The sequence below is a fragment of the Shewanella sp. DC2-4 genome (assembly GCF_013248875.1).
Classification (GTDB): domain Bacteria; phylum Pseudomonadota; class Gammaproteobacteria; order Enterobacterales; family Shewanellaceae; genus Shewanella; species Shewanella oncorhynchi.
Genome location: NZ_JABRVR010000002.1, coordinates 1,277,318 through 1,297,798, shown reverse-complemented (window position 1 = coordinate 1,297,798; position 20,481 = coordinate 1,277,318). Strand labels below are relative to the sequence as shown.

Sequence of the window (20,481 nt, the reverse complement as noted above, 5' to 3'; positions counted from 1 at the left end):
TATGGATCCAGCAACAGTGAATTCAGAAATAGCAAATCCACAGGCAACAGTACCTATGCCTTCTACGGCGTCAAACCCAGCCCTTGCACAACTGCAGGATATTATTCATCCCGATCCGATCGGCGCTTGGCCTTGGGCAATCGGTTATTGGCTGGTTTTAGCACTTGTGATTGCCCTCATCACACTCTTAGTTATCTGGCTAAGAAAACGCGCCCGTGACTTAGCGCCGAAAAAAGCCGCTAAACAGTTACTCAATCAGCTCGATAAACAAGCGACTTCCTATGCCTCTGACGTCAACACCCTATTAAAGCGCACCGCCATGAGTTACCTCAGCAGAGAAGCGATAGCCTCCTTAAATGGCGAAGCTTGGGCGACTTGGTTAGACAGCTATTTACCCGAGCATAAACGCCAACGTATCGGCCCCTTATTAGCCAAACGTCATCAGGCAACGCCATTGACCTTAGCTGAAGCCAATGAATTACATCAACTCGCACAGGCTTGGTTGGCATCGAAAGCAAAACTGAGTGCGCCTGAGCCGAATCTTGTTCAAGCTAAGGGCTACGTTCAAGCTAGTGGCGACGCTCGAGCTAAAAGCCAAGCGCCAACCCAGCAAACTGACACTGAAAAAGCGGAGGCACAATGTTAACAATTGCATGGCCTTGGCTATTGATATTATTGCCTTTACCTTTGATTTTTTGGCGCCAACACACAGTACAAGTGGATGGTGGCCGGCTGCAATTACCCGGAATAAGTCAAACGGGCAAACAAAGCTTAGCGGCCAACACGCGCCAGAGTCGCAAACGCTACTGGCTGATGTGGTGCCTGTTAGTGCTCGCTATTGCTCGTCCGCAATGGCTTGGTGAACCTATCGAACTGCCAAGCCAAGGCCGTGATTTGATGATGGCGGTGGATTTATCCGGCAGTATGCAGATTGAAGACATGGTGGTGAATGGCAAAACCGTCGACCGTTTCACTTTAATTCAGCACGTCGTCAGTGACTTTATCGAGCGCCGCAAGGGTGATCGTATCGGCTTGATCCTCTTTGCCGATCACGCCTATTTACAGGCGCCGCTCACCCAAGACAGACGTTCAGTCGCGCAATTTTTAAAAGAAGCACAAATTGGCTTAGTCGGTAAGCAAACCGCCATAGGTGAAGCCATCGCGCTGGCGGTAAAACGCTTCGATAAAATGGACGAGAGTAATAGAGTGTTGATTTTATTGACCGACGGTTCTAACAACGCGGGCAATATCGAACCAGAGCAAGCAGCGCAAATTGCCGCGAATCGTAAAGTTACCATTTATACGGTTGGTGTGGGCGCAGATGTAATGGAGCGCCGCACACTCTTTGGCCGCGAGCGGGTTAATCCTTCGATGGATCTGGATGAAAACCAACTTAAGCATATCGCCGACGTCACCCACGGCCGTTATTTTCGCGCCCGTAACAGCCAAGAGCTAGACCAGATTTACCAAGAAATCGATAAACTCGAACCTGTGAGTCGCGACCAGTTAAGCTATCGTCCGCAGGCAGATCTGTTCTATTGGCCGCTGGCACTGGCATTACTGACGAGTCTGTGGATTGCCTTAGGTCAATTGCCACTCTTTGCAGCGCGCCGCGTTAAACCCTCTGTCGCAACCACTTCACAGGGGAACATCAAATAATGAGCCTACATTTTATTCGTCCCGAATGGCTACTCGCCCTAGTGCCGCTAGCCTTAGCCTTGTTGAGTTTATGGCGGCAACACGAGAGCCACAGCGCTTGGAATCGTTATATTGCGCCGCACTTAGCCAAGATATTGGTCACCCAAGGCAATAAGAAATCCCGCCGTCCGTTGCATTTATTAGCCTTCACTTGGTTGATTGCGACCTTAGCACTCGCCGGACCTGCAGTTAATAAACAATCCTTACCTGTGTTTGCCGCCGAGCAAGGCCGCGTACTGGTGATGGACATGTCCGTATCTATGTTCGCCACCGATCTTGCGCCGAATCGGTTAACCCAAGCCAAATTTAGGGCAACGGATCTCCTGCGTAATCTTAAAGAAGGTGAAACAGGTTTAGTCGCCTTTGCCGGCGATGCCTTTACTATCAGCCCATTAACCCGTGATACCGGCACATTACTCAATTTACTGCCGACCTTAAGTCCTGAGATCATGCCCGTTCGTGGCTCAAACTTAGCGGCAGGATTGACCCAAGCCAAAACGCTACTGGCTCAGGGTGGCCATATTCGCGGTGATATTATCCTGATGACAGATGGCATCACAACAGCCCAGTTTGATGAGGCTAACTCGGCATTAAATGGCACGCAATATCGTCTTGCCGTCGTCGCTTTTGGTACCAGCCAAGGTGCGCCAATCCGTCTACCCGATGGACAATTACAACGCGACAGCAGCAACGAAGTCGTTGTGGCCAGCACTGATTTCGCTCTGCTGCAAAAACTGGCCGTGAATAACAAAGGCGTTCTGATCCAGAATCGCACCGACGGTAATGATCTCGCCCAATTACAGCAATGGTTAAGCGATGCTGGCGATGCGAAAGCCACAGATCTTGATGGTGAAACTTGGCAGGATCTCGGTCCCTACCTCGCCTTATTATTACTGCTACCCGCCCTTTTCAGCTTTAGACAAGGAATCGTGGCCAGTGTTGGATTTGTCACTCTTGCTGGCAGCTTACTGCTCGCGGCTGTGCCTCAGCCAGCCCATGCCAGTGTGTGGGACAATGTGTGGAAAACCACAGATCAACAAGCGATGCAGGCCTATCAATCCCAAGATTACGCAAACGCCGCTAAGCAGTTTGAGTCGCCCCAATGGCGTGGCAGCGCCCAATACAAAGCCGGTGATTTTGCGCAAGCACTGAAAACCTTCGAGCAAGATAGTTCAGCCCAAGGCCTCTACAATCAAGGCAATGCGTTGATGCAACTCGGTAAACCCGATAAGGCCAAGGAGCGCTATCAAGCCGCGCTTGAGAAACAAGCTGATTTCCCTGCGGCCAAGGCCAACCTTGAACTTGCTGAAAAGTTATTGCAGGAACAGCAACAACAGCAAGGTAAAAACGAGCAACAGGATAAGAACCAAGATCAACAAGGTGATCAGCAGTCTGGCGACCAACAATCCGGTGACCAAAAATCGCAGGATAAACAGCAATCTGACCAAGATAGCGCTCAGAAAGATAAGCAAGATCAAGCGGGACAAGAGCCTCAGGATCAACAGGACGATGCCGACGCGGATCCAAGCCCTGAGCAGCAAAAAACGGATGAGCAACAGTCTGAGCAAGATAAGCAAAATGGCAATGCTCAGGATCAGCAGGATGAAGCCAAGCAGCAAAATGGCGAGCAGGATGCGCAGGAAAATGAGCCTGCAGACAATGAAGCTAAGATGCAAGCGCAGGCTAAAGCCGATGCTGAAGAGCAAAAGTCAACTGAGCAAGAAAAGCAAAGCGTTGCCGCCAAAGAAGCTCCTGAGCAAAATGCGCAAGATAAACAAGAGGCTGCTATGAGTGAATCGGTCGAGGCACCGCCAACCAATAGCGAGCCACTGCCCGCAGAAATGCAGCGAGCACTGAGGGGCGTGAGTGAAGACCCGCAAGTGTTACTGCGCAACAAGATGCAGTTGGAATATCAAAAACGCCGTCAAAATGGCCAAATATCAAAGGATAACGAACAGTGGTGACGAGACAATTTTTTATCCTGCTACTCCTTGCCATCGGAGTGGCCCATCCCGCCTTTGCACTTAGCAAAATTGAGGCCTCGGTCGATCGCAACCCTGTGATGGAGGGCGAATACTTTGTGCTCAACATCAGTGTCGATGACGAAGTCGATACCGGAAAGCTTGACACATCCGCACTACTGAAAGATTTTATTGTCGGCCGTACTAGCGTGAGTCGCAGCACGCAAATCATGAACTTCGATGCGGTCAAAGAAACCCGCTGGCAAGTACTGCTCGCGCCAAAACAACAAGGCCAGTTAACCATTCCTGCCTTTAGTATTGACGGCGTCAGCTCATCGCCTATTCCTCTCAAAGTGGTCGAAACCGGTAGCCAGCCCGCGCAAATGAACAATCTGTTCATTGACGCCAAAGTCTCGACCGACGAAGCCTATGTTGGGCAGCTCATTACCTACAAGGTGAAACTCTATCTGGCGGTAGAATTACAAAGGGGCGTATTGAGTGCACCAGTAATCGAAGGCGCACAGATCAAACAAATCGGTGAAGATAGGGATGGTTCAGAGATAGTCGATGGCCGACGTTACCGCGTGATTGAACGCACCTATGGCATCATTCCCGATTTGCCCGGCCAAGTGAATATCAAAGGTGCAACCTTTGCTGGCGATGTGCTGGTAGAATCCCAACGCCGCGGCGGCATGTTTGGCTTTAATGAAAGCCGCCCAATGCAAGCAGGCGCGCCCTCACTGACAGTTCAAGTGAATCCCGCACCAACAAGCTTCCAAGGCCAATGGCTGGTTGCCGATTTAGTAGCGCTAAAAGAAAACTTCCCTGAGGATATTAAAAAGTTTACCGTCGGTAGCCCTATCACCCGCACTATTACGCTATTGGCTTCCAATGCCGATGAAAATAGTCTGCCTGATATAGTGCAAACTCTGCCTAATGAACTCAAGTCATACCCAGAAAAACCTCAGCGGCAGACCTTTGTGCGCGATGCACAAATTGTTTCGCAGTACAGTATTACTTCGGCAATCGTTCCCAGCAAAGCAGGCACCTTTACCTTGCCCGAAATCAAAGTGCCTTGGTGGAATCCGCGCCTTAAACGTCAAGAAACTGCAACGCTGCCCGCACGTACCATAATCGTTGAAGGTGGTGCTGTCAGTGATACGCCAGCTCAACCAACATGGGAAACCAACTCCGCGGCAGATAAGGGCTGGTCTTGGCTAACCACGGTTTTTGCTGCGCTATGGCTGGTCACTCTAGTCGCTTGGATTATCACCTTAGTCGCTTGGCGCCGCGCCTTAAAAAATCAAACGGCCGCCCCAATTGCAGTAAACTCTTCAATCAGTTCAGCACAATCAGTGACTGCCTCCGGCTTGGAAGGATTAGAGCAAGCCTGCGCCAGTGGCGATGTGAGTCGAATTATGTTGCAATTGCAGCGATATTTCAGTGAGTTACAGCAAACGCCTATGACATTAGATAAGATTGCTGAGCAGTCACCACAACTGGCAGCAGCGATACAGCAACTGCAAATCAAAGCCTACAGTGCGAAGGCCGATAAGAGCCACCATACTGACAGTGCTAATACGAGCAGTGCGAATTCTAACAATACAAATAGCCACTTAAGCGCCGAATGTACCGCCTTACTTAACGCGGTTAAGGCCTGTGAGCATAAACATTCAAACCCAAAATCAGCGCCATTAAGCCCACTGAATCCTAAATAAATGATGGGGTTAATGACAAAGAAGCGAGTGCTACTATGCTAAATATTCCGCCAAAAAGCCCAAAGATAAAAAATGTTTGCTAACTGGCGCAAGAAATCCGTCGAGCCCGCGGTCTCTTCTGACATGCTAAGCAAACAACGACGATACAACAGCCTAGTCAAGGCGCTACATGCAGACATTTTCCGCTACGCCTATTGGTTATGCGGCGATAAGCACGTGGCTGAAGACATTACCCAAGAAACCTTCTTGCGGGCGTGGCGCGCTTTGGATTCCCTCAAGGATGATAAAGCGGCGAAAGCTTGGCTGATCACGATTCTTAGGCGTGAAAATGCGCGGCGTTTCGAGCGTAAACAGTTCGATTATTCCGACGTTGAGCAAGATACCTTAGAGGACAATATCTCCAATAGCAGTGAAGAGCAGACCGAGCAATATCTGATCCGTCGACAAATTGGCAAGCTGGATATCGAATACCGCGAACCACTCTTACTCCAGCTCATTGGTGGCTTTAGCGGCGATGAAATCGCCGAGCTGATGGAGCTCAATCGCAACACCGTAATGACGCGTTTATTTCGGGCGAGGAGCCAATTGAAAGAATTACTTGAGAAGAATGATGTGAGAGGTCAATCCAATGGATGAGCTTAAATTTAGACGTCAAGCTTATGAAGATCCTCATAATCAAGATGCTGACTTTCTGGCACAAATCAATGCCAAGTCAGAAAACCAAGCCCTAATCAATGAGCTTAAAAACCTTGATGCCAAACTGAGCAACGCATTGAAAGTAGATGTGGCTGAGGATCTCGCCGACAAACTCATTTTGCGTCAGCAGTTACAACAGCACCATAAACAGCGCCGGCAAACGTTTTTTTTAGTGGCCATGGCAGCCTCGGTCGCGTTTGTGGTAGGGATCAGCTTCAGCCTATTACGCTTAGGGCCTATTGATTTGGCTGAACATGCACTGGCCCATGTCTACCATGAAGATATTGCCTTGCATGTCGATCAAAATGTCAATTTTAGTCAAGTCAATGCCCAGCTTGCGTCGATAAAAGACTTTGGCAATGCCAAATTTACCCAACAACCGGGCAAAGTGTATTACACCTCTTATTGCGATTTTCAAGGGGTAAAAAGCCTGCACTTAGTACTTCAGGGCGAACAAAGTAAGGTGACACTCTTTATCGTGCCACTCGAGAAACGTATGGTGTTGGATAAAACCTTCGCTGACGGTAAATATCAAGGAATGGGCTTTGAAACGCCCGATGCATTTATTTTGCTCATAGGTGAGGATCAAGCTGACCTTAGCTATATAAAAGACGAAATCAAGAATATATTTATTTAACTCATTGTTATAAATTGCATTTAAAAATCAATCTCCGATATTTTCATGTTATCGGAGGTTAGATTTCAATCACACTTACATCTGCTAATGGGCGCACGTTCAAACATCTGGTAGCATGCTTGCCACTTTTAATAATAAAAAGATGGGAAAAGGCAAGATGACGATTGAAACCCCGATTTTAATCACATTTGTTGGTTACTTAGTATTGATGATGGGCATAGGTTTTTGGGCTTACCGTGCTACCGATACTGTTGATGATTATATTTTAGGTGGCCGCAAAATGGGCCCCGCAGTGACCGCACTCAGCGTGGGTGCATCTGACATGTCAGGTTGGCTGTTACTGGGGTTACCCGGCGCAGTTTACTTAAGCGGCTTAGGTGCAGCCTGGATTGGCGTAGGATTAATTATTGGTGCTTGGCTAAACTGGTTATTTGTTGCCAAGCGACTGCGCATTTATACCCAACTCGCCGATAACGCCCTCACTTTACCGGATTTTTTCGAGAAACGTTTCCACGATACCCAAGGCTATCTCAAGCTCGTTTCCGCAATCACTATTCTGGTGTTTTTTACTTTCTATGCTTCCTCAGGCATGGTCGGTGGCGCGATTTTGTTTGAAAAAGTCTTTGGGCTTGATTACACAGCAGCCCTCGTGATTGGCTCGGCCATCATAGTCGGTTACACCTTTATTGGCGGTTTCTTTGCCGTGTGTTGGACTGACTTTTTCCAAGGCAGTTTAATGCTCATCGCCCTATTGATTGTCCCTTTCGCCGTTTTCGCTCACCCCGAAAGCCATGCGGGTATTGAAACGATCGATCCCGCGATGTTGGCATTAGTCAATGACAAAACCACTGCCATCGGCATGTTATCTTTGCTCGCATGGGGCCTAGGTTATTTTGGTCAGCCACATATTTTGTCGCGTTTTATGGCGATAGGCAGTGCCGATGCCCTGCCCTTGTCACGCCGTATTGCCATGAGCTGGATGGTGTTATCTCTCATTGGCGCGTTAGCCACAGGTATTGCAGGCTCGCTCTATTTCGCCAAAGAGCCATTAGCCAATTCTGAAACTGTGTTTATCCATTTAGCTCAAGCGGCGTTTAACCCATGGATTGGTGGGCTATTAATCGCCGCTATTTTATCGGCAATCATGAGTACTATCGACTCACAACTCTTAGTCTGCTCAAGTGTCATCACCGAAGATTTCTACCGTAAATGGTTACGCCCAAAGGCCGATGATCGCGAGCTAATGATGGTAGGTCGTTTAGGCGTACTCGCTATCGCTGTGATTGCAGGTGTGATAGCACTCAATCCTGAAAGTAGCGTACTCAGCCTAGTGAGTTATGCTTGGGCAGGCTTTGGTGCGGCCTTTGGTCCCGTAGTCTTGTTATCCTTGTTTTGGAAGCAATACAGCCGTAATGGCGCTATCGCCACTATTATTGTCGGTGCATTAACCGTGGTGATTTGGAAGCAACTCACTGGTGGCATTTTTGAAGTATACGAAATCCTTCCTGGGTTTATATTCGCGACTATTGCGGGTATTTTAGTCAGTAAATTCTCTGCTCCAAGTGAAAAAGTAACGACAGAGTTCGAACAATTTAAGTCTGCACTCTAATCTAGATATGCTTCCATATGTTTAAAAGCGCACAAGTGTGCGCTTTTTACATTTTGTATCCTTTTAAATACCCTACACACCATTACAAACCGTTAACTTCAATTGAAACCCATAGCAGCACCCAAAGCCCTTCATATCAAGCATCTGGCCAGACCATTCAAGCATACTAAAGTATCACTCTTGTTTTAAAGACTTTTAATTAACTTAAAATTAACATATTTCACTTCTGGTCGGACTTGTTGAGGGTACATTGAATCCATAAGATGCCGGAGACTAATAAATGGATTTAAATACTTTCGGCGGACTAGGACCGAATAAAAATCCAATACTTATAAAAAATAGAGAGAATAATAATGAAAACATTCAACAAGACACTCATTGCCGTTTCTGTCGCATTAGCAAGCACACAAACCTTAGCTTCAGGTTTTCAACTAAACAGCCAATCAGCAACGGGTATGGGCCGTGCATTTGCGGGTGATGCGGTTATTGCCGATAACGCTTCTGTGTTATCACGTAACCCTGCTGCTATGGCATTATTCGATAAAGATGCGATCTCCTTCGGCTTAACTTATGCCGATATTACTGTTGATGTTAAAGACGTTAACTTTGCCGGTGGTGCCGTTGACTTAGGCAGCATCGATGACGCGGGTAGCTCTAAAATTATCCCTAATATTTTCTACATCCACCCCATCGACGATAAGTTCGCCGTAGGTTTTGCCGCTTTCTCTAACTTTGGTACCGGTACCGATGCCAGCTCACTTTCAAAGAGTTTACCAGCAGGCTCACCAGCACCTTATGATCTGCTTGGCGAAACAGAAGTAACAACGGTTAACTTTAACACCAGCCTTTCATACCGTATTAATGACATGTTCAGTATCGGTGCTGGTATTGATGCCATTTACGGTGAAGGCCGTTTAACCCGTAACATGGGCGCGACACCTCTAGTTGACGTCGACGCTGACGGTTGGGCATTTGGTGGTATTGTGGGTGCCACAATTGAGTTAGATAAAGACAATCGTTTCGGTATCAGTTACCGCTTCAGCCCAACAGTGAATGTTAAAGGTGATGTTAATACCATTACATCAACCAATATACCAAATGTTGGACAAGTGGCTGTTGCCACCAGTTTTGATAGTTTAGATGTACCGCTAGCGGATATCTTCCAAGTTGCAGGTTTTCATCAAATCACCCCTAAGTTTGCTCTGCACTATACAGCGCAGCACACCCAATGGGGTAATTTTGAACAAATCACAGCTAAAGATGGTGTTGCAACCATTCCAGCTGTTGGAGTGACTCAAGCCGTAGGTGATGTTGCGCTGAAAGAATACCAATGGAAAGATTCATGGTTATTCAGCCTAGGTGGTACTTACACAATCAACGAACAATTCACTGTACGTGCAGGTTATATGCATGACCAAGGCGTTGTGGACGAAATCAGCTCTATTTCATTCCCAGACTCTGACCGTAACTGGTATACAGCGGGTATGAGCTACCACATCAACCCACAAAACACGGTTGACTTTGGTATCGCTTATATTAAAGGTGAAGAAGTTCACCTGATCGAAAACAGCGCAATCGCAGGCCCTGTTAATGCGATTACTGAATCAAGTGGTATGTACTACTCAGTTCAATACAGCTACCAGTTCTAAGATAAATTCCTAACACCAAAGCCGCATTTTTTGCGGCTTTTTTGTATCTTAAGCATTTATTGCCTAAAGTTAATTCATACTCCTGTAAATGCAGCTACGGCTATGGCTAAAGTCATTGGACTCGGTGGAATTTTCTTTAAAAGTGTCGATCCCGTTGCCTTGGCAACTTGGTACAAAACCCATCTTCAAGTCCCTATTGAAAACTGGGGAGGCGCCGCGTTTTATCACACAGATAAATCAACTCTTGGCTACCATGTTTGGACTCCTTTCGCCCATAGCACGGACTATTTCGCCCCCTCAGATAAAGGGTTTATGTTCAACTTTGTCGTTGACGATTTAGAGCAAGCACTCCTACAAGTAGAGCAAGGTGGCGGTCAACCGATTGGTGGTATTGAAGATTCAGAATTTGGCCGCTTTGGCTGGTTTATTGACCCTGATGGCAATAAAGTCGAATTATGGCAGCCAAGCGCGATTCCTCCTGAAAAATAAATGCTTTAAACAGATATTTCAAAACTCATCTCTCAACATAATCTCCTCTGCCTTAAGCGGCATCTATTCCGAATAAACCCAGTGCATGACTGAGGTTTATTCGGTATCGTAGACTGAGTTCATCTAATCAAGAGATTCTTTTTATGGAAAAAAGTAACATCCTTCCTGCCCTGCTGTTAGGTGGTTTCCTTTGCGCTGGACTTGTTTATGTAGGCCAGACAGCAAGCTCAGCACTATTGCAAATGAAAGCCATGGAACGCACTGTCACGGTAAAGGGCTTAGCGGAAAAAGAAGTCAAAGCCAATGTGGCAATTTGGCCAATCAATTTCACTGAGGTCGATAACAATCTGCCTAAACTCTATGAGACGGTTCAGCAAAAAACCGATCGTGTTGTGGCGTTTTTAAAGGAACAAGGCTTTAGCGACAGCGAAATTACTGTCTCTTTGCCTTCAATTGAAGATCGCCAAGCCCAAGGTTATGTCGATCCCAACGTCAGATACCGTTACTCGGCAAAAGTGAACCTATCAGTTTATACCCCACAGATTGATCTCATGCTGAACACCCGTAAGCAAATGATTAACTTAGTAAAAGAAGGTATAGCGATCGCTAGCCAAGATTATGATAATCGCACTGAGTTTCTGTTTACCGATCTCAACTCAGTCAAACCTATCATGGTGCAAGAAGCGACTCAAAATGCCCGCGAAGTGGCTGAAAAATTTGCTAAGGATTCGGATTCTCGCCTCGGAAAAATTAAAAGTGCGAGTCAAGGCCAGTTCACCATTTCAGACCGCGACAGCAGCACGCCTTACATTAAACAAATTCGCATCGTTTCCACACTAACCTATTATTTAAATGACTAAATTTTAGGCTTAATTTGAAGCTCTGAAGCATGAGGAATAAGGCGCTATAGGCCTTATTCCTTATTCCTAAATTAGGTAAAAACACTACATTAAATTTTTCTAATAAATATTGATTGCCTATTGAAAACAACTCCATTAGAATTTTCTCATAAATTACATCTGGGGTGATATAAGTTATGACATCAATTTCTCGTGCTTTTTTCTTACTGCTGGCACTTTCCAGTACTCAAGCTCAGGCTGCCTCAGTCGAAACCATCGAAGTCTTAAATAAACCCTATCCGAATTGGGTCACCTTAGACGCCACCATTGAAGCAGTAAAAGCGGCGACGGTATCGGCGCAAACCTCTGGTCGTATTGTCAAACTCAACTACGATGTTAACGATATCGTCCCCGAAGGAGCCGCCCTACTGGAAATTACCAGTAAAGAGCAAGGCGCTGAACTGGCAAGCTTTGAGGCTGATCTAGCCAAAGCGAAGGCTTTAAATGTCGAAGCTCAGGCACAATACAAACGTTATAAAGAGCTATTTCCCCAAGGCGCGATTTCTAAGGGCGCGATGGATGAAGCCACCGCCAATGCTAAAGCAACAGAACAAGCCGTCAGTGCAGCACAAGCCCGTGTCATCAAAGCCAACGAATCCTTAAAATACACTGTCGTTTCAGCGCCTTTTAGTGGCATAGTCACTGAGCGTTTTGTCGAACTTGGCGAAACCGTAAGCCCAGGACAAGCACTACTTTCAGGGTTTTCCGCGAGTCAAATGCGCGCCATTACCCAAGTGCCACAGCGTTACATTAACCAACTTAAAAATTCCCCCGAATTTCTCGTCCGTTTAAGTGATGGGCGCGAGTTCACCTCAACCGACCTCACGATTTTTAGTTTCGCCGATCCTGTCAGCCACAGTTATCAAGTGCGAATTAATCTGCCAGAAAATGAAGCCAATCTTCAACCCGGTACTTGGGCAAAAGCTTCCTTTAAAAATGGCGATCGGGAAAAAATCCAACTGCCCGCCTCTGCACTGCTCACAATGAACGAACTGAGCAGTGTTTACCTTAAACAAGGCGAAGCCTTTGTGCTGACCCAAGTCCGTGTCACTGAGCCCTTAGATGGCGAGGTAGAAGTGCTTGCGGGCCTTAAGTCGGGTGACAAGGTGGCCGTTGATGCCTACCAAGTGTTGCTCAGCAAGAAGCAATAAATTCCCTAGCGACTTAAGCTTTGTCGAGGTTGTTTTATGAAACATGCTCCAGTACCACAAACCACACTTGGGATTTCCGGACGAATTGCCGCTGCCTTTCAAAATAGCGCCATCACGCCGCTATTAGCACTTCTCGGGCTCTTACTTGGCTTATTCGCCATTTTGGTGACACCAAAAGAAGAAGAGCCACAAATTGATGTCACCTTTGCCGATGTGTTTATCCCTTTTCCCGGCGCGACACCCACGGAAGTTGAAAACTTAGTCACCCTGCCAGCGGAACAAGTGATCTCCGAAATCAAAGGCATAGATACTCTGTACTCGTTCTCCCAACCCGATGGCGCGCTGATCATCGTCATCTTTAAGGTCGGTGTTGCGCGCAATGATGCCATCGTCAGCCTATACAACCAGATTTATTCCAACATGGATAAATTACCAAGGGGCGCTGGCGTGGGTGAACCGCTAATTAAACCCCGCGGCATCGATGATGTGCCCATTGTCAGTTTGACCTTATGGTCAAAGGACAGGCAAGTGTCTGCTGAGCAGCTAACCCATGTCGCCCTTGGATTAGAAACCGAAATTAAGCGTATTCCCGGCACTCGCGAAATCGATACCGTTGGCCAGCACGATATGGTGGCCAACATACGTATCGATCCCGCCAAGATGAACAGCTTTAATCTGACCTACGACAAGTTAAGACAAAGCCTGAATGACAATAATATGGTCTCTATGCCTGCATCCTTAGTGCAAGGCAATCAAGAGATAAAGGTCCAAGCTGGGCAGTTTTTACAATCCATCGACGATCTCAAGCAATTAGTCGTCAGTGTCTATCAAGATAAACAAGGCAAAAATATTCCGATTTATTTGGCGGATATTGCTGAAATCAGCTTAAAAAGTGATATCCCGAAACAGAGCGTTTGGCACGCAGATAAAACCGACATTTATCCCGCTGTCACAATCGCAATTGGTAAACAAGCAGGCCAAAATGCCGTCGACATCGCCGACAGTGTGATTGAGCGGATAGCTAAGGTCGACAATGTGTTGATCCCAGCAAATGTCGAAGTCACAGTGTCACGTAACTATGGCGAAACCGCGGCGGATAAATCTAACACCCTTATTTTAAAACTGATTTTTGCCACCAGCGCCGTAGTCGTACTGGTCTTTTTAACCATGGGCGCACGCGAATCCTTAGTCGTGGGTGTAGCCATTATTATCACGCTAGCGATCACCCTTTTCGCCTCTTGGGCGTGGGGATTTACCTTAAACCGCGTGTCCTTGTTCGCCTTGATTTTCTCCATCGGCATCTTGGTCGACGATGCCATAGTCGTAGTAGAAAACATCCACCGGCATATGGCGCTCGGCAAAAAGTCCTTCAGCGAGCTTATCCCAGTGGCGGTCGATGAAGTCGGTGGCCCGACGATTCTGGCGACATTTACAGTTATCGCAGCCTTGCTGCCGATGGCTTTTGTATCGGGCTTAATGGGGCCTTACATGAGCCCGATCCCCATCAACGCCAGTATGGGCATGTTAATTTCCCTCGTTGTGGCATTTGTGGTCACTCCTTGGCTCAGTCGTAAACTGCTGAAACATAATGACCAACACGATACTGCCCAAGCCTCGCACGAGGATGAAGCTGAAACTAAGATGGTGCGCCTCTTTACTCACTTAATTGGTCCTTTCCTGCTGGGTAAAAATGCCCGTAAGGCAAGAATAGGACTGGCTGTCGGCGTATTTGTGTTAATCGGCATCGCCGTCGCGCTCCCTGTCGGTCAGCTCGTGGTGCTTAAAATGCTGCCCTTCGATAATAAGTCCGAGTTTCAAGTGATGGTGGACATGCCAGAAGGCACTCCCGTAGAGCAAACACAAAGAGTATTGCAGGATTTGAGTCGCTACCTAACAACCGTCCCTGAGGTCGAGCATCTGCAATTGTATGCGGGCACTAACGCGCCAATGAACTTTAACGGCTTAGTGCGCCACTATTTCCTGCGTCACAGCCAAGAGCTTGGCGACATCCAAGTGAACCTAGTGGATAAGAAACACCGCAAGCGCGACAGCCACAGCATAGCGGTATCGGTGCGAGACGAACTGCAGCAAATTGGCGAGCAATATCAAGCCAATATCAAAGTGGTTGAAGTGCCACCTGGACCACCAGTGTGGTCGCCGCTGGTTGCAGAAGTGTATGGCCCAAGTCCCGCTATTCGCGAGCAAGCCGCATATGAGATGCAGGCGCTGTTCCATGAAACCAAAGATGTGGTCGATATCGATATTTTCTTGCCCGCCGCCCAGCAAAAATGGCAAGTGATGATCGACCGCAGTAAAGCCAGCCTGATGGCCGTGCCCTACAGCAATATTGTCGACTTGATTGCCACCTCAGTTGGCGGCAAAGATGTGAGCTATTTACATCAAGCCCAGCAAAAACAACCGATACCGATCCGCCTGCAATTAAACGAAGGCGCGAAAGTCGATTTAGAGCAAGTGCTGAATATGAAGTTACTGAGCCAAACGGGGCAATCTGTGCCTGTCTCTGAGCTGGTGACCATCAAACGCGGCAAAATCGATGCACCAATTATCCATAAGAATATGATCCCTATGATCATGGTCGTCGCCGATATGTCGGGGCCATTGGACAGCCCACTCTACGGTATGTTCGATATGGCGGGCAAAATTGATGGCACCGATGGCTTAGGATTTGATCAGCATTATATTCACCAACCCACAGGGTTAGACTCAGTCGCCGTGCTCTGGGATGGCGAATGGAAGATCACCTACGAAACCTTTAGAGACATGGGTATCGCCTATGCCGTTGGCATGATTGCGATTTATTTATTGGTGGTCGCGCAGTTTAGATCTTATCTGGTGCCGCTTATCATCATGGCGCCAATTCCACTGACTGTGATTGGCGTAATGCCTGGACATGCCCTGCTCGGAGCGCAATTCACGGCGACGTCCATGATAGGCATGATAGCGCTGGCGGGGATTATTGTGCGTAACTCGATATTATTGGTCGATTTTATTAATCAAGAAACCGCATCCGGTGTGCCCTTTGAGCGGGCAGTGATCCACTCTGGCGCCGTGCGAGCTAAACCTATCATGCTGACTGCATTTGCAGCCATGATAGGGGCATTGTTTATTCTTGATGATCCGATTTTCAATGGCTTAGCGATCAGTCTGATCTTTGGTATTTTTATCTCGACCATACTGACCTTAGTTGTCATCCCTGTGCTGTACTACACGGCCATGAAAAACCGTATGAATACTGTTCAGATACAAACACAAACACAAAACTAACCACAACAAAGGCCATCACCAAGATGGCTTCAAGGAGTAAGGTATGTCATTAGAACGCAGTATTATGGCTTTTGCTGGATTGATGGTGTTACTGTCACTGGTGTTAACCGCCTATGTGCACCACAACTTTCTGTGGTTAACCGCATTTGTTGGCGCTAACCTATTCCAAAGTGCTTTTACCGGTTTTTGTCCTGCCGCCATGGTTTTACGAAAATTGGGTGTAAAATCAGAGGCTGAAATTGCTAAACAAAGCTAAGCCACATACAGTCACTACTTAAGAGTTAAGATAAGAGATAAGAGATAAGAGATAGGTGAGCAAGTACACGCTTGGCTAATACAAGCGTGCCCAAAAGCCGTCAAGGAGAGATAAAGTGACCCACAACCTCGTAACCCGTGGCCAAAGTCTAATGCGCTTAGCCCTATTAAGCTTGCAGTCACTGGTACTCATGCCACTGCTGCTAATGCCCATGATAGCCAGCGCCGCCGACCAAGATCCTGCAATCGCATGGGATAAAATTGCCGCAGGCGCTATGGTGCTCGATGTTAGAACGCCTGAAGAATTTGCCGAAGGTCATTTAGCGAATGCGGTCAATATTCCCTTTGAGCAAGTGACAGAGGAGTTTGCTAAGCGTGGCATCGCCAAAGATGCTCCCGTCGTCTTGTATTGCCGCAGCGGTCGTCGTAGCAGTATTGCGACCGAAGCCTTAGTCGCTGCCGGATACACCCAAACCTATAATGGTGGCGGCTATTCCACCTTAGTTGAAGCGCAAAAAACGTCCGCTAAATAATTAACAACCATCAAATTGGCTCTAGTGTGGGGAAGTAAGAATAAATCACTTTAGTACTCTCACCTCGCTCTAGCCATTCAAGGCTTAACGGCTAAAAGCGCCCTAGGGCGCTTTTTTATTGTCTAAATAAAATATCGAAATTAAGCAGGGGGTGGATTAATAAGTTTTTACCAGATTCATTGTGGACGAAAGAACACAGGATTTTTTAGTAGTTCTATAAAATAAGTAACACCCGTATTCCCAAAAGCCTAAGTAAAGTCAATCAATTGGCAACCGCCACCCTATTGACAGCCTTTTGCAACAATTTCGCATAATCAATCACTTGAGAAAATATTATCATTATGATGAAAACTTAAAGTTTGTTTTTGTTATTTTTAATTACAAAAAAATATATATATAAATTTCAATACATTGATAACGGTAAAATCAATCAAAAGCCCTCATATGAAGTCGTAAATTCGTATTCACTTATTCACGTTTATCACATAAAAAAACAAATATTTTAATAAAATTTGGTTACAAATCGTTACAACTTGAATTTATATGCACTATAAATGCCTATTAAATCTAAACAATTACCAACCGCCATACTGTTAACAATTGATTTACAAATGACGTGGTCGCAGATAAATTCACTAACCGAGTAGCATCTGAGTCGTAGTTATTCTTATGAAACATAAAATAATAATGATTAACACTAAATTGACCATGGAAGAAGAACATGACAATCAACAGAACCACTAAAATAGCGTTAAGCCTTTCAAGCTTAGCTATTGCGATCTCAGCTGGTGTACAAGCAGCACCACAAGCCCCAGGTTTTGCCGCAGCATTACAAGCACAAACCTCCCCACTGCCAAAGCGTTACATTGTGAAGTTTAAAAACACTGATGCCGCGGCCATCATGTCAGCCAATAGTGTGCAATCAACGAGTGATCTGCAGTCACTCAATGACGCGACAACAGATACGCTACCAACCACAATGAATTATCAGCCACAAATGGCTGAAATCAGTGCCCAACATACCGCATTAAATAAAGTACAAGCGAAGGAAATGAAGCGTATCGGCCGCAGTAACAGTTACTCGGTGAAACTCGATGCCAAAGGGATCAATGCCTTAAAAACCCGTGCTGATGTGGAATATGTCGAAGAAGATATGCCACGCCGCTTTCTAAGTGAAAGTACGCCTTGGGGCCAAACTTTTGTGGGAGCAACCCAGCTAAGCGACAGCCAAACGGGCAACCGCACTATTTGTATTATCGACTCAGGCTACGACCGTAGTCACAGCGACTTAGGTGGCAACAATGTCACAGGGACCAATAACTCAGGCACGGGTAACTGGTTTGAGCCGGGCAATAATAACGCCCACGGTACCCACGTTGCGGGGACGATTGCGGCGATTGCCAACAATGATGGCGTGATCGGCGTTATGCCAAATCAAAATGCCAATATTCATGTGATCAAAGTGTTTAATGAATCTGGCTGGGGCTACTCTTCATCCTTAGTCGCTGCCGTAGACACTTGTGTCACCAACGGCGCCAATGTTGTCACTATGAGTTTAGGTGGTTCAGGTTCTAGCACCACTGAGCGTAACGCTCTGGCCGCCCACTATAATAATGGTGTTCTCCTGATTGCTGCTGCGGGTAACGATGGGAATAGCACTCACAGCTACCCAGCATCCTACGATGGCGTCATGTCTGTCGCCTCTGTGGATAGCCATAAAGACCACTCAGCATTCTCCCAATACACCAACCAAGTGGAAATATCTGGCCCTGGTGAAGCAGTTCTATCGACTGTTACCCGTGGCGAAGGCCGTTTAGCCGATATCACTATCGGCAATCAGTCTTACTTTGACTCAGGTGTCGTACCGCACAATCGCCTGATACCTTCTGGTAGCAGCTATGTCCCCGCACCATTTAACGGTACCAGCACTGCAACTTTGGCAGAATGTACCGTTAGCGGCACAAGCTTCAACTGCGGCAACATGACCAATAAGATTTGTTTAGTGGAACGTGTTGGTAATCAAGGCACTAGCTACCCTGAAATTAACGCAGCTAAAGCCTGTAAGAATGCAGGTGCCAGTGCGACGATTGTTTACAGTAACGCGGCATTACCCGGCTTACAAAACCCCTTCCTTGTCGATGCTAACAACGAAATCAATATGGTTTCTGTATCTGTTGATCGTGCAACAGGCTTAGCACTGCGCAATCAACTGGGCGCCACAGTCACTGTCAGCAACCAAGGCAATAAAGATTACGAGTACTACAATGGTACATCTATGGCGACACCGCATGTGTCAGGTGTTGCGACCTTAGTGTGGAGCTACCACCCAGAATGTAGTGCGGCGCAAGTCCGTAACGCATTGAAAATGACCGCCGAAGATCTCGGAACTGCAGGTCGTGACAACTACTATGGTTACGGTTTAGTTAATGCAGTTGCAGCAAAAGCCTTCCTAGACGCATCTTGTACTGGTCCAACGGGTCCTGTCGATCCAACTGAACCGGGCGATAGTGTTCTGGTGAACGGTGTGGCGAAAACAGGTTTAGCAGGCGCAACAGGTGAAGAATTACATTTTTCATTTGAAGTTCCAGCAGGTGCAACGAACCTAGGCTTTGTGATGAACGGTGGCACAGGTGATGCGGACTTGTATGTGCAATATGGCGCGGCGCCAACCACCACTAATTACGATTGCCGTCCGTATAAAAGTGGCAATAGTGAGTCTTGTCCAATCACCAACGTACAATCAGGCACTTACTATGCCATGGTGAAAGGCGATTCGGCTTTCACTGGTGTGTCGTTAACGGCGAACTACACAGCGTCTAATGGCGGCGGTACGCCAACGAGCTATAGCAATACTGATAACTATAATATTCCTGATAACAAAGCGGCGGGGATCACTAGCCCAATCACGGTTACTCGCACAGGTGATTCAAGTACTGTGACTGCAGTCGTGAACATAGTCCACCCTTACATTGGTGACTTAAAAGTGCAGCTGATCAGCCCTTCAGGAAAAACGGTTACCCTGCATAACAACACAGGTCTTGGTGCAGACAATATCAATAAGAGCTATACCGCAGATATGACAGGTGCTAATTCGAACGGCGTATGGAAGTTAAAAGCCGTAGACAGTGGCCGTGGTGATGTTGGTTATATCGATAGCTGGGAACTGAGCTTCAAATAAATCAAAATCGATACTCTTACTGATATTTAAAAGTGATAAACGGAAAGAGCCTGCAATTGCAGGCTCTTTTTTTACAAAACATGTTATTCAATATCTTTGAGGATTTCAGGCTCAATCAACACGCTGGTTTCATTATCCGATAACCAAATTTGGCCTTCACTAATCGAAACTTGCAATGCCATATTACGCCCAACAAAGGCCTCCATCGCCGTGACGGACTCTTCGGCAATATTCCACACTTTTAAATTCTGATAACGCTCTAACGCTTGCTGATTCTGTTTCCACCAAATCGGTACACTGCGACCACCATAGGTAAAGAGCTGCACGACTTTGGCACGGCCGCTGGCCTTTCGCAGCCATTTTTCATCGGCCTGACCAAACTCAACCCACAACTCAATTTCACCGGATAGGGTTTTGTCCCATAGCTCTGGCTCGTCATCGACGCACAGACCTTTACTAAAACTTAAGGTTTCGCTGGCATTCACAATAAACGCGAGTAAACGCACCATCATGCGGCCATCGGTTTCGGAAGGATGCTGTGCAAGCGTCAATTGATGGTCTTGGTAATAATTCCGATCCATATCGGCTATCTGTAAATTGACTTTAAACACGGTCGCCTTGAGGGCCATAGTCATCCTAAATGCAGAGTGAAATCCTGAAACAGCGAAATCCTAAAATAAGGCTGCCGAGTCTACCTGAGACTCGGCATTAGCTCAAACGAAC

The 20,481-nt window shown here is 46.8% G+C and carries 16 protein-coding genes; 15 read left to right on the top strand and 1 reads right to left on the bottom strand.

Translation table 11 applies throughout. The features are described 5' to 3' along the window. Position 1: 1 nt before the first annotated feature. The 15 genes from HQQ92_RS06505 to HQQ92_RS06435 all read left to right on the top strand — a co-directional run bounded on the left by HQQ92_RS06505 (position 2) and on the right by HQQ92_RS06435 (position 19,758). The gene (locus tag HQQ92_RS06505; protein WP_173244023.1) at positions 2 to 646 is read left to right on the top strand and encodes a DUF4381 domain-containing protein; all 645 of its coding nucleotides are present in this window, start codon (positions 2 to 4) and stop codon (positions 644 to 646) included. Beyond that, positions 640 to 1,659 (top strand): VWA domain-containing protein, encoded by a 1,020-nt coding sequence (locus HQQ92_RS06500; RefSeq protein WP_131525283.1) that lies wholly within the window; start codon positions 640 to 642, stop codon positions 1,657 to 1,659. The genes HQQ92_RS06505 and HQQ92_RS06500 overlap by 7 nt, the downstream gene beginning before the upstream one ends. Continuing rightward, on the top strand, positions 1,659 to 3,662 hold the full coding sequence (locus HQQ92_RS06495; RefSeq protein ID WP_173244021.1) for a VWA domain-containing protein: 2,004 nt from the start codon (positions 1,659 to 1,661) through the stop codon (positions 3,660 to 3,662). Before HQQ92_RS06500 ends, HQQ92_RS06495 begins: the two co-directional genes overlap by 1 nt. After that, positions 3,656 to 5,377, top strand: coding sequence for a BatD family protein (locus tag HQQ92_RS06490; protein ID WP_173244019.1), 1,722 nt, complete (start codon positions 3,656 to 3,658; stop codon positions 5,375 to 5,377). The genes HQQ92_RS06495 and HQQ92_RS06490 overlap by 7 nt, the downstream gene beginning before the upstream one ends. 72 nt (positions 5,378 to 5,449) lie before the next feature. Next, positions 5,450 to 6,013: a sigma-70 family RNA polymerase sigma factor gene (locus HQQ92_RS06485; protein WP_173244017.1), complete on the top strand. Its 564-nt coding sequence runs from the start codon at positions 5,450 to 5,452 to the stop codon at positions 6,011 to 6,013. Continuing rightward, complete coding sequence (locus tag HQQ92_RS06480; protein ID WP_105252078.1) at positions 6,006 to 6,710, top strand: DUF3379 domain-containing protein; 705 nt, start codon at positions 6,006 to 6,008, stop codon at positions 6,708 to 6,710. The genes HQQ92_RS06485 and HQQ92_RS06480 overlap by 8 nt, the downstream gene beginning before the upstream one ends. A 157-nt stretch (positions 6,711 to 6,867) precedes the next feature. Beyond that, entirely contained in the window at positions 6,868 to 8,319 is a 1,452-nt protein-coding gene (gene putP / locus HQQ92_RS06475; protein ID WP_105253092.1) for a sodium/proline symporter PutP, read from the top strand. Between the two features lie 353 nt (positions 8,320 to 8,672). Next, positions 8,673 to 9,968, top strand: a complete 1,296-nt coding sequence (locus tag HQQ92_RS06470; protein ID WP_173244015.1) for an OmpP1/FadL family transporter — start codon at positions 8,673 to 8,675, stop codon at positions 9,966 to 9,968. A 102-nt stretch (positions 9,969 to 10,070) separates the two neighbouring features. After that, positions 10,071 to 10,457, top strand: coding sequence for a VOC family protein (locus HQQ92_RS06465; RefSeq protein ID WP_173244012.1), 387 nt, complete (start codon positions 10,071 to 10,073; stop codon positions 10,455 to 10,457). Positions 10,458 to 10,600: 143 nt separating this feature from the next. Continuing rightward, the gene (locus tag HQQ92_RS06460; RefSeq protein WP_028761062.1) at positions 10,601 to 11,317 is read left to right on the top strand and encodes an SIMPL domain-containing protein; all 717 of its coding nucleotides are present in this window, start codon (positions 10,601 to 10,603) and stop codon (positions 11,315 to 11,317) included. A gap of 176 nt (positions 11,318 to 11,493) precedes the next feature. Then, complete coding sequence (locus HQQ92_RS06455; protein ID WP_173244009.1) at positions 11,494 to 12,507, top strand: efflux RND transporter periplasmic adaptor subunit; 1,014 nt, start codon at positions 11,494 to 11,496, stop codon at positions 12,505 to 12,507. 36 nt (positions 12,508 to 12,543) lie between these two features. Next, a complete protein-coding gene (locus tag HQQ92_RS06450) occupies positions 12,544 to 15,792 on the top strand; it encodes an efflux RND transporter permease subunit (protein WP_173244006.1) in 3,249 nt (1,082 codons plus the stop codon). Positions 15,793 to 15,835: 43 nt separating this feature from the next. Then, positions 15,836 to 16,048, top strand: a complete 213-nt coding sequence (locus HQQ92_RS06445; RefSeq protein WP_105252075.1) for a DUF2892 domain-containing protein — start codon at positions 15,836 to 15,838, stop codon at positions 16,046 to 16,048. Between the two features lie 115 nt (positions 16,049 to 16,163). Beyond that, complete coding sequence (locus tag HQQ92_RS06440) at positions 16,164 to 16,580, top strand: rhodanese-like domain-containing protein (protein WP_173244003.1); 417 nt, start codon at positions 16,164 to 16,166, stop codon at positions 16,578 to 16,580. A 721-nt stretch (positions 16,581 to 17,301) separates the two neighbouring features. Next, complete coding sequence (locus HQQ92_RS06435) at positions 17,302 to 19,758, top strand: S8 family serine peptidase (RefSeq protein ID WP_173244000.1); 2,457 nt, start codon at positions 17,302 to 17,304, stop codon at positions 19,756 to 19,758. A gap of 83 nt (positions 19,759 to 19,841) precedes the next feature. On the opposite strand, the gene HQQ92_RS06430 is transcribed toward HQQ92_RS06435, so the two are convergent. Beyond that, positions 19,842 to 20,387, bottom strand: a complete 546-nt coding sequence (locus HQQ92_RS06430) for a YaeQ family protein (RefSeq protein WP_028761068.1) — start codon at positions 20,385 to 20,387, stop codon at positions 19,842 to 19,844. Positions 20,388 to 20,481: the final 94 nt, after the last annotated feature.

Excerpts from the sequence above, each read along its gene's own strand:
- HQQ92_RS06455 (WP_173244009.1), top strand. The coding sequence starts at position 11,494 with ATGACATCAATTTCTCGTGCTTTTTTCTTACTGCTGGCACTTTCCAGT.
- HQQ92_RS06480 (WP_105252078.1), top strand. The coding sequence starts at position 6,006 with ATGGATGAGCTTAAATTTAGACGTCAAGCTTATGAAGATCCTCATAAT.
- HQQ92_RS06485 (WP_173244017.1), top strand. The coding sequence starts at position 5,450 with ATGTTTGCTAACTGGCGCAAGAAATCCGTCGAGCCCGCGGTCTCTTCT.
- HQQ92_RS06430 (WP_028761068.1), bottom strand. The coding sequence starts at position 20,387 with ATGGCCCTCAAGGCGACCGTGTTTAAAGTCAATTTACAGATAGCCGAT.
- HQQ92_RS06435 (WP_173244000.1), top strand. The coding sequence starts at position 17,302 with ATGACAATCAACAGAACCACTAAAATAGCGTTAAGCCTTTCAAGCTTA.
- HQQ92_RS06500 (WP_131525283.1), top strand. The coding sequence starts at position 640 with ATGTTAACAATTGCATGGCCTTGGCTATTGATATTATTGCCTTTACCT.
- putP (WP_105253092.1), top strand. The coding sequence starts at position 6,868 with ATGACGATTGAAACCCCGATTTTAATCACATTTGTTGGTTACTTAGTA.
- HQQ92_RS06470 (WP_173244015.1), top strand. The coding sequence starts at position 8,673 with ATGAAAACATTCAACAAGACACTCATTGCCGTTTCTGTCGCATTAGCA.
- HQQ92_RS06460 (WP_028761062.1), top strand. The coding sequence starts at position 10,601 with ATGGAAAAAAGTAACATCCTTCCTGCCCTGCTGTTAGGTGGTTTCCTT.
- HQQ92_RS06505 (WP_173244023.1), top strand. The coding sequence starts at position 2 with ATGGATCCAGCAACAGTGAATTCAGAAATAGCAAATCCACAGGCAACA.
- HQQ92_RS06450 (WP_173244006.1), top strand. The coding sequence starts at position 12,544 with ATGAAACATGCTCCAGTACCACAAACCACACTTGGGATTTCCGGACGA.
- HQQ92_RS06465 (WP_173244012.1), top strand. The coding sequence starts at position 10,071 with ATGGCTAAAGTCATTGGACTCGGTGGAATTTTCTTTAAAAGTGTCGAT.
- HQQ92_RS06495 (WP_173244021.1), top strand. The coding sequence starts at position 1,659 with ATGAGCCTACATTTTATTCGTCCCGAATGGCTACTCGCCCTAGTGCCG.
- HQQ92_RS06445 (WP_105252075.1), top strand. The coding sequence starts at position 15,836 with ATGTCATTAGAACGCAGTATTATGGCTTTTGCTGGATTGATGGTGTTA.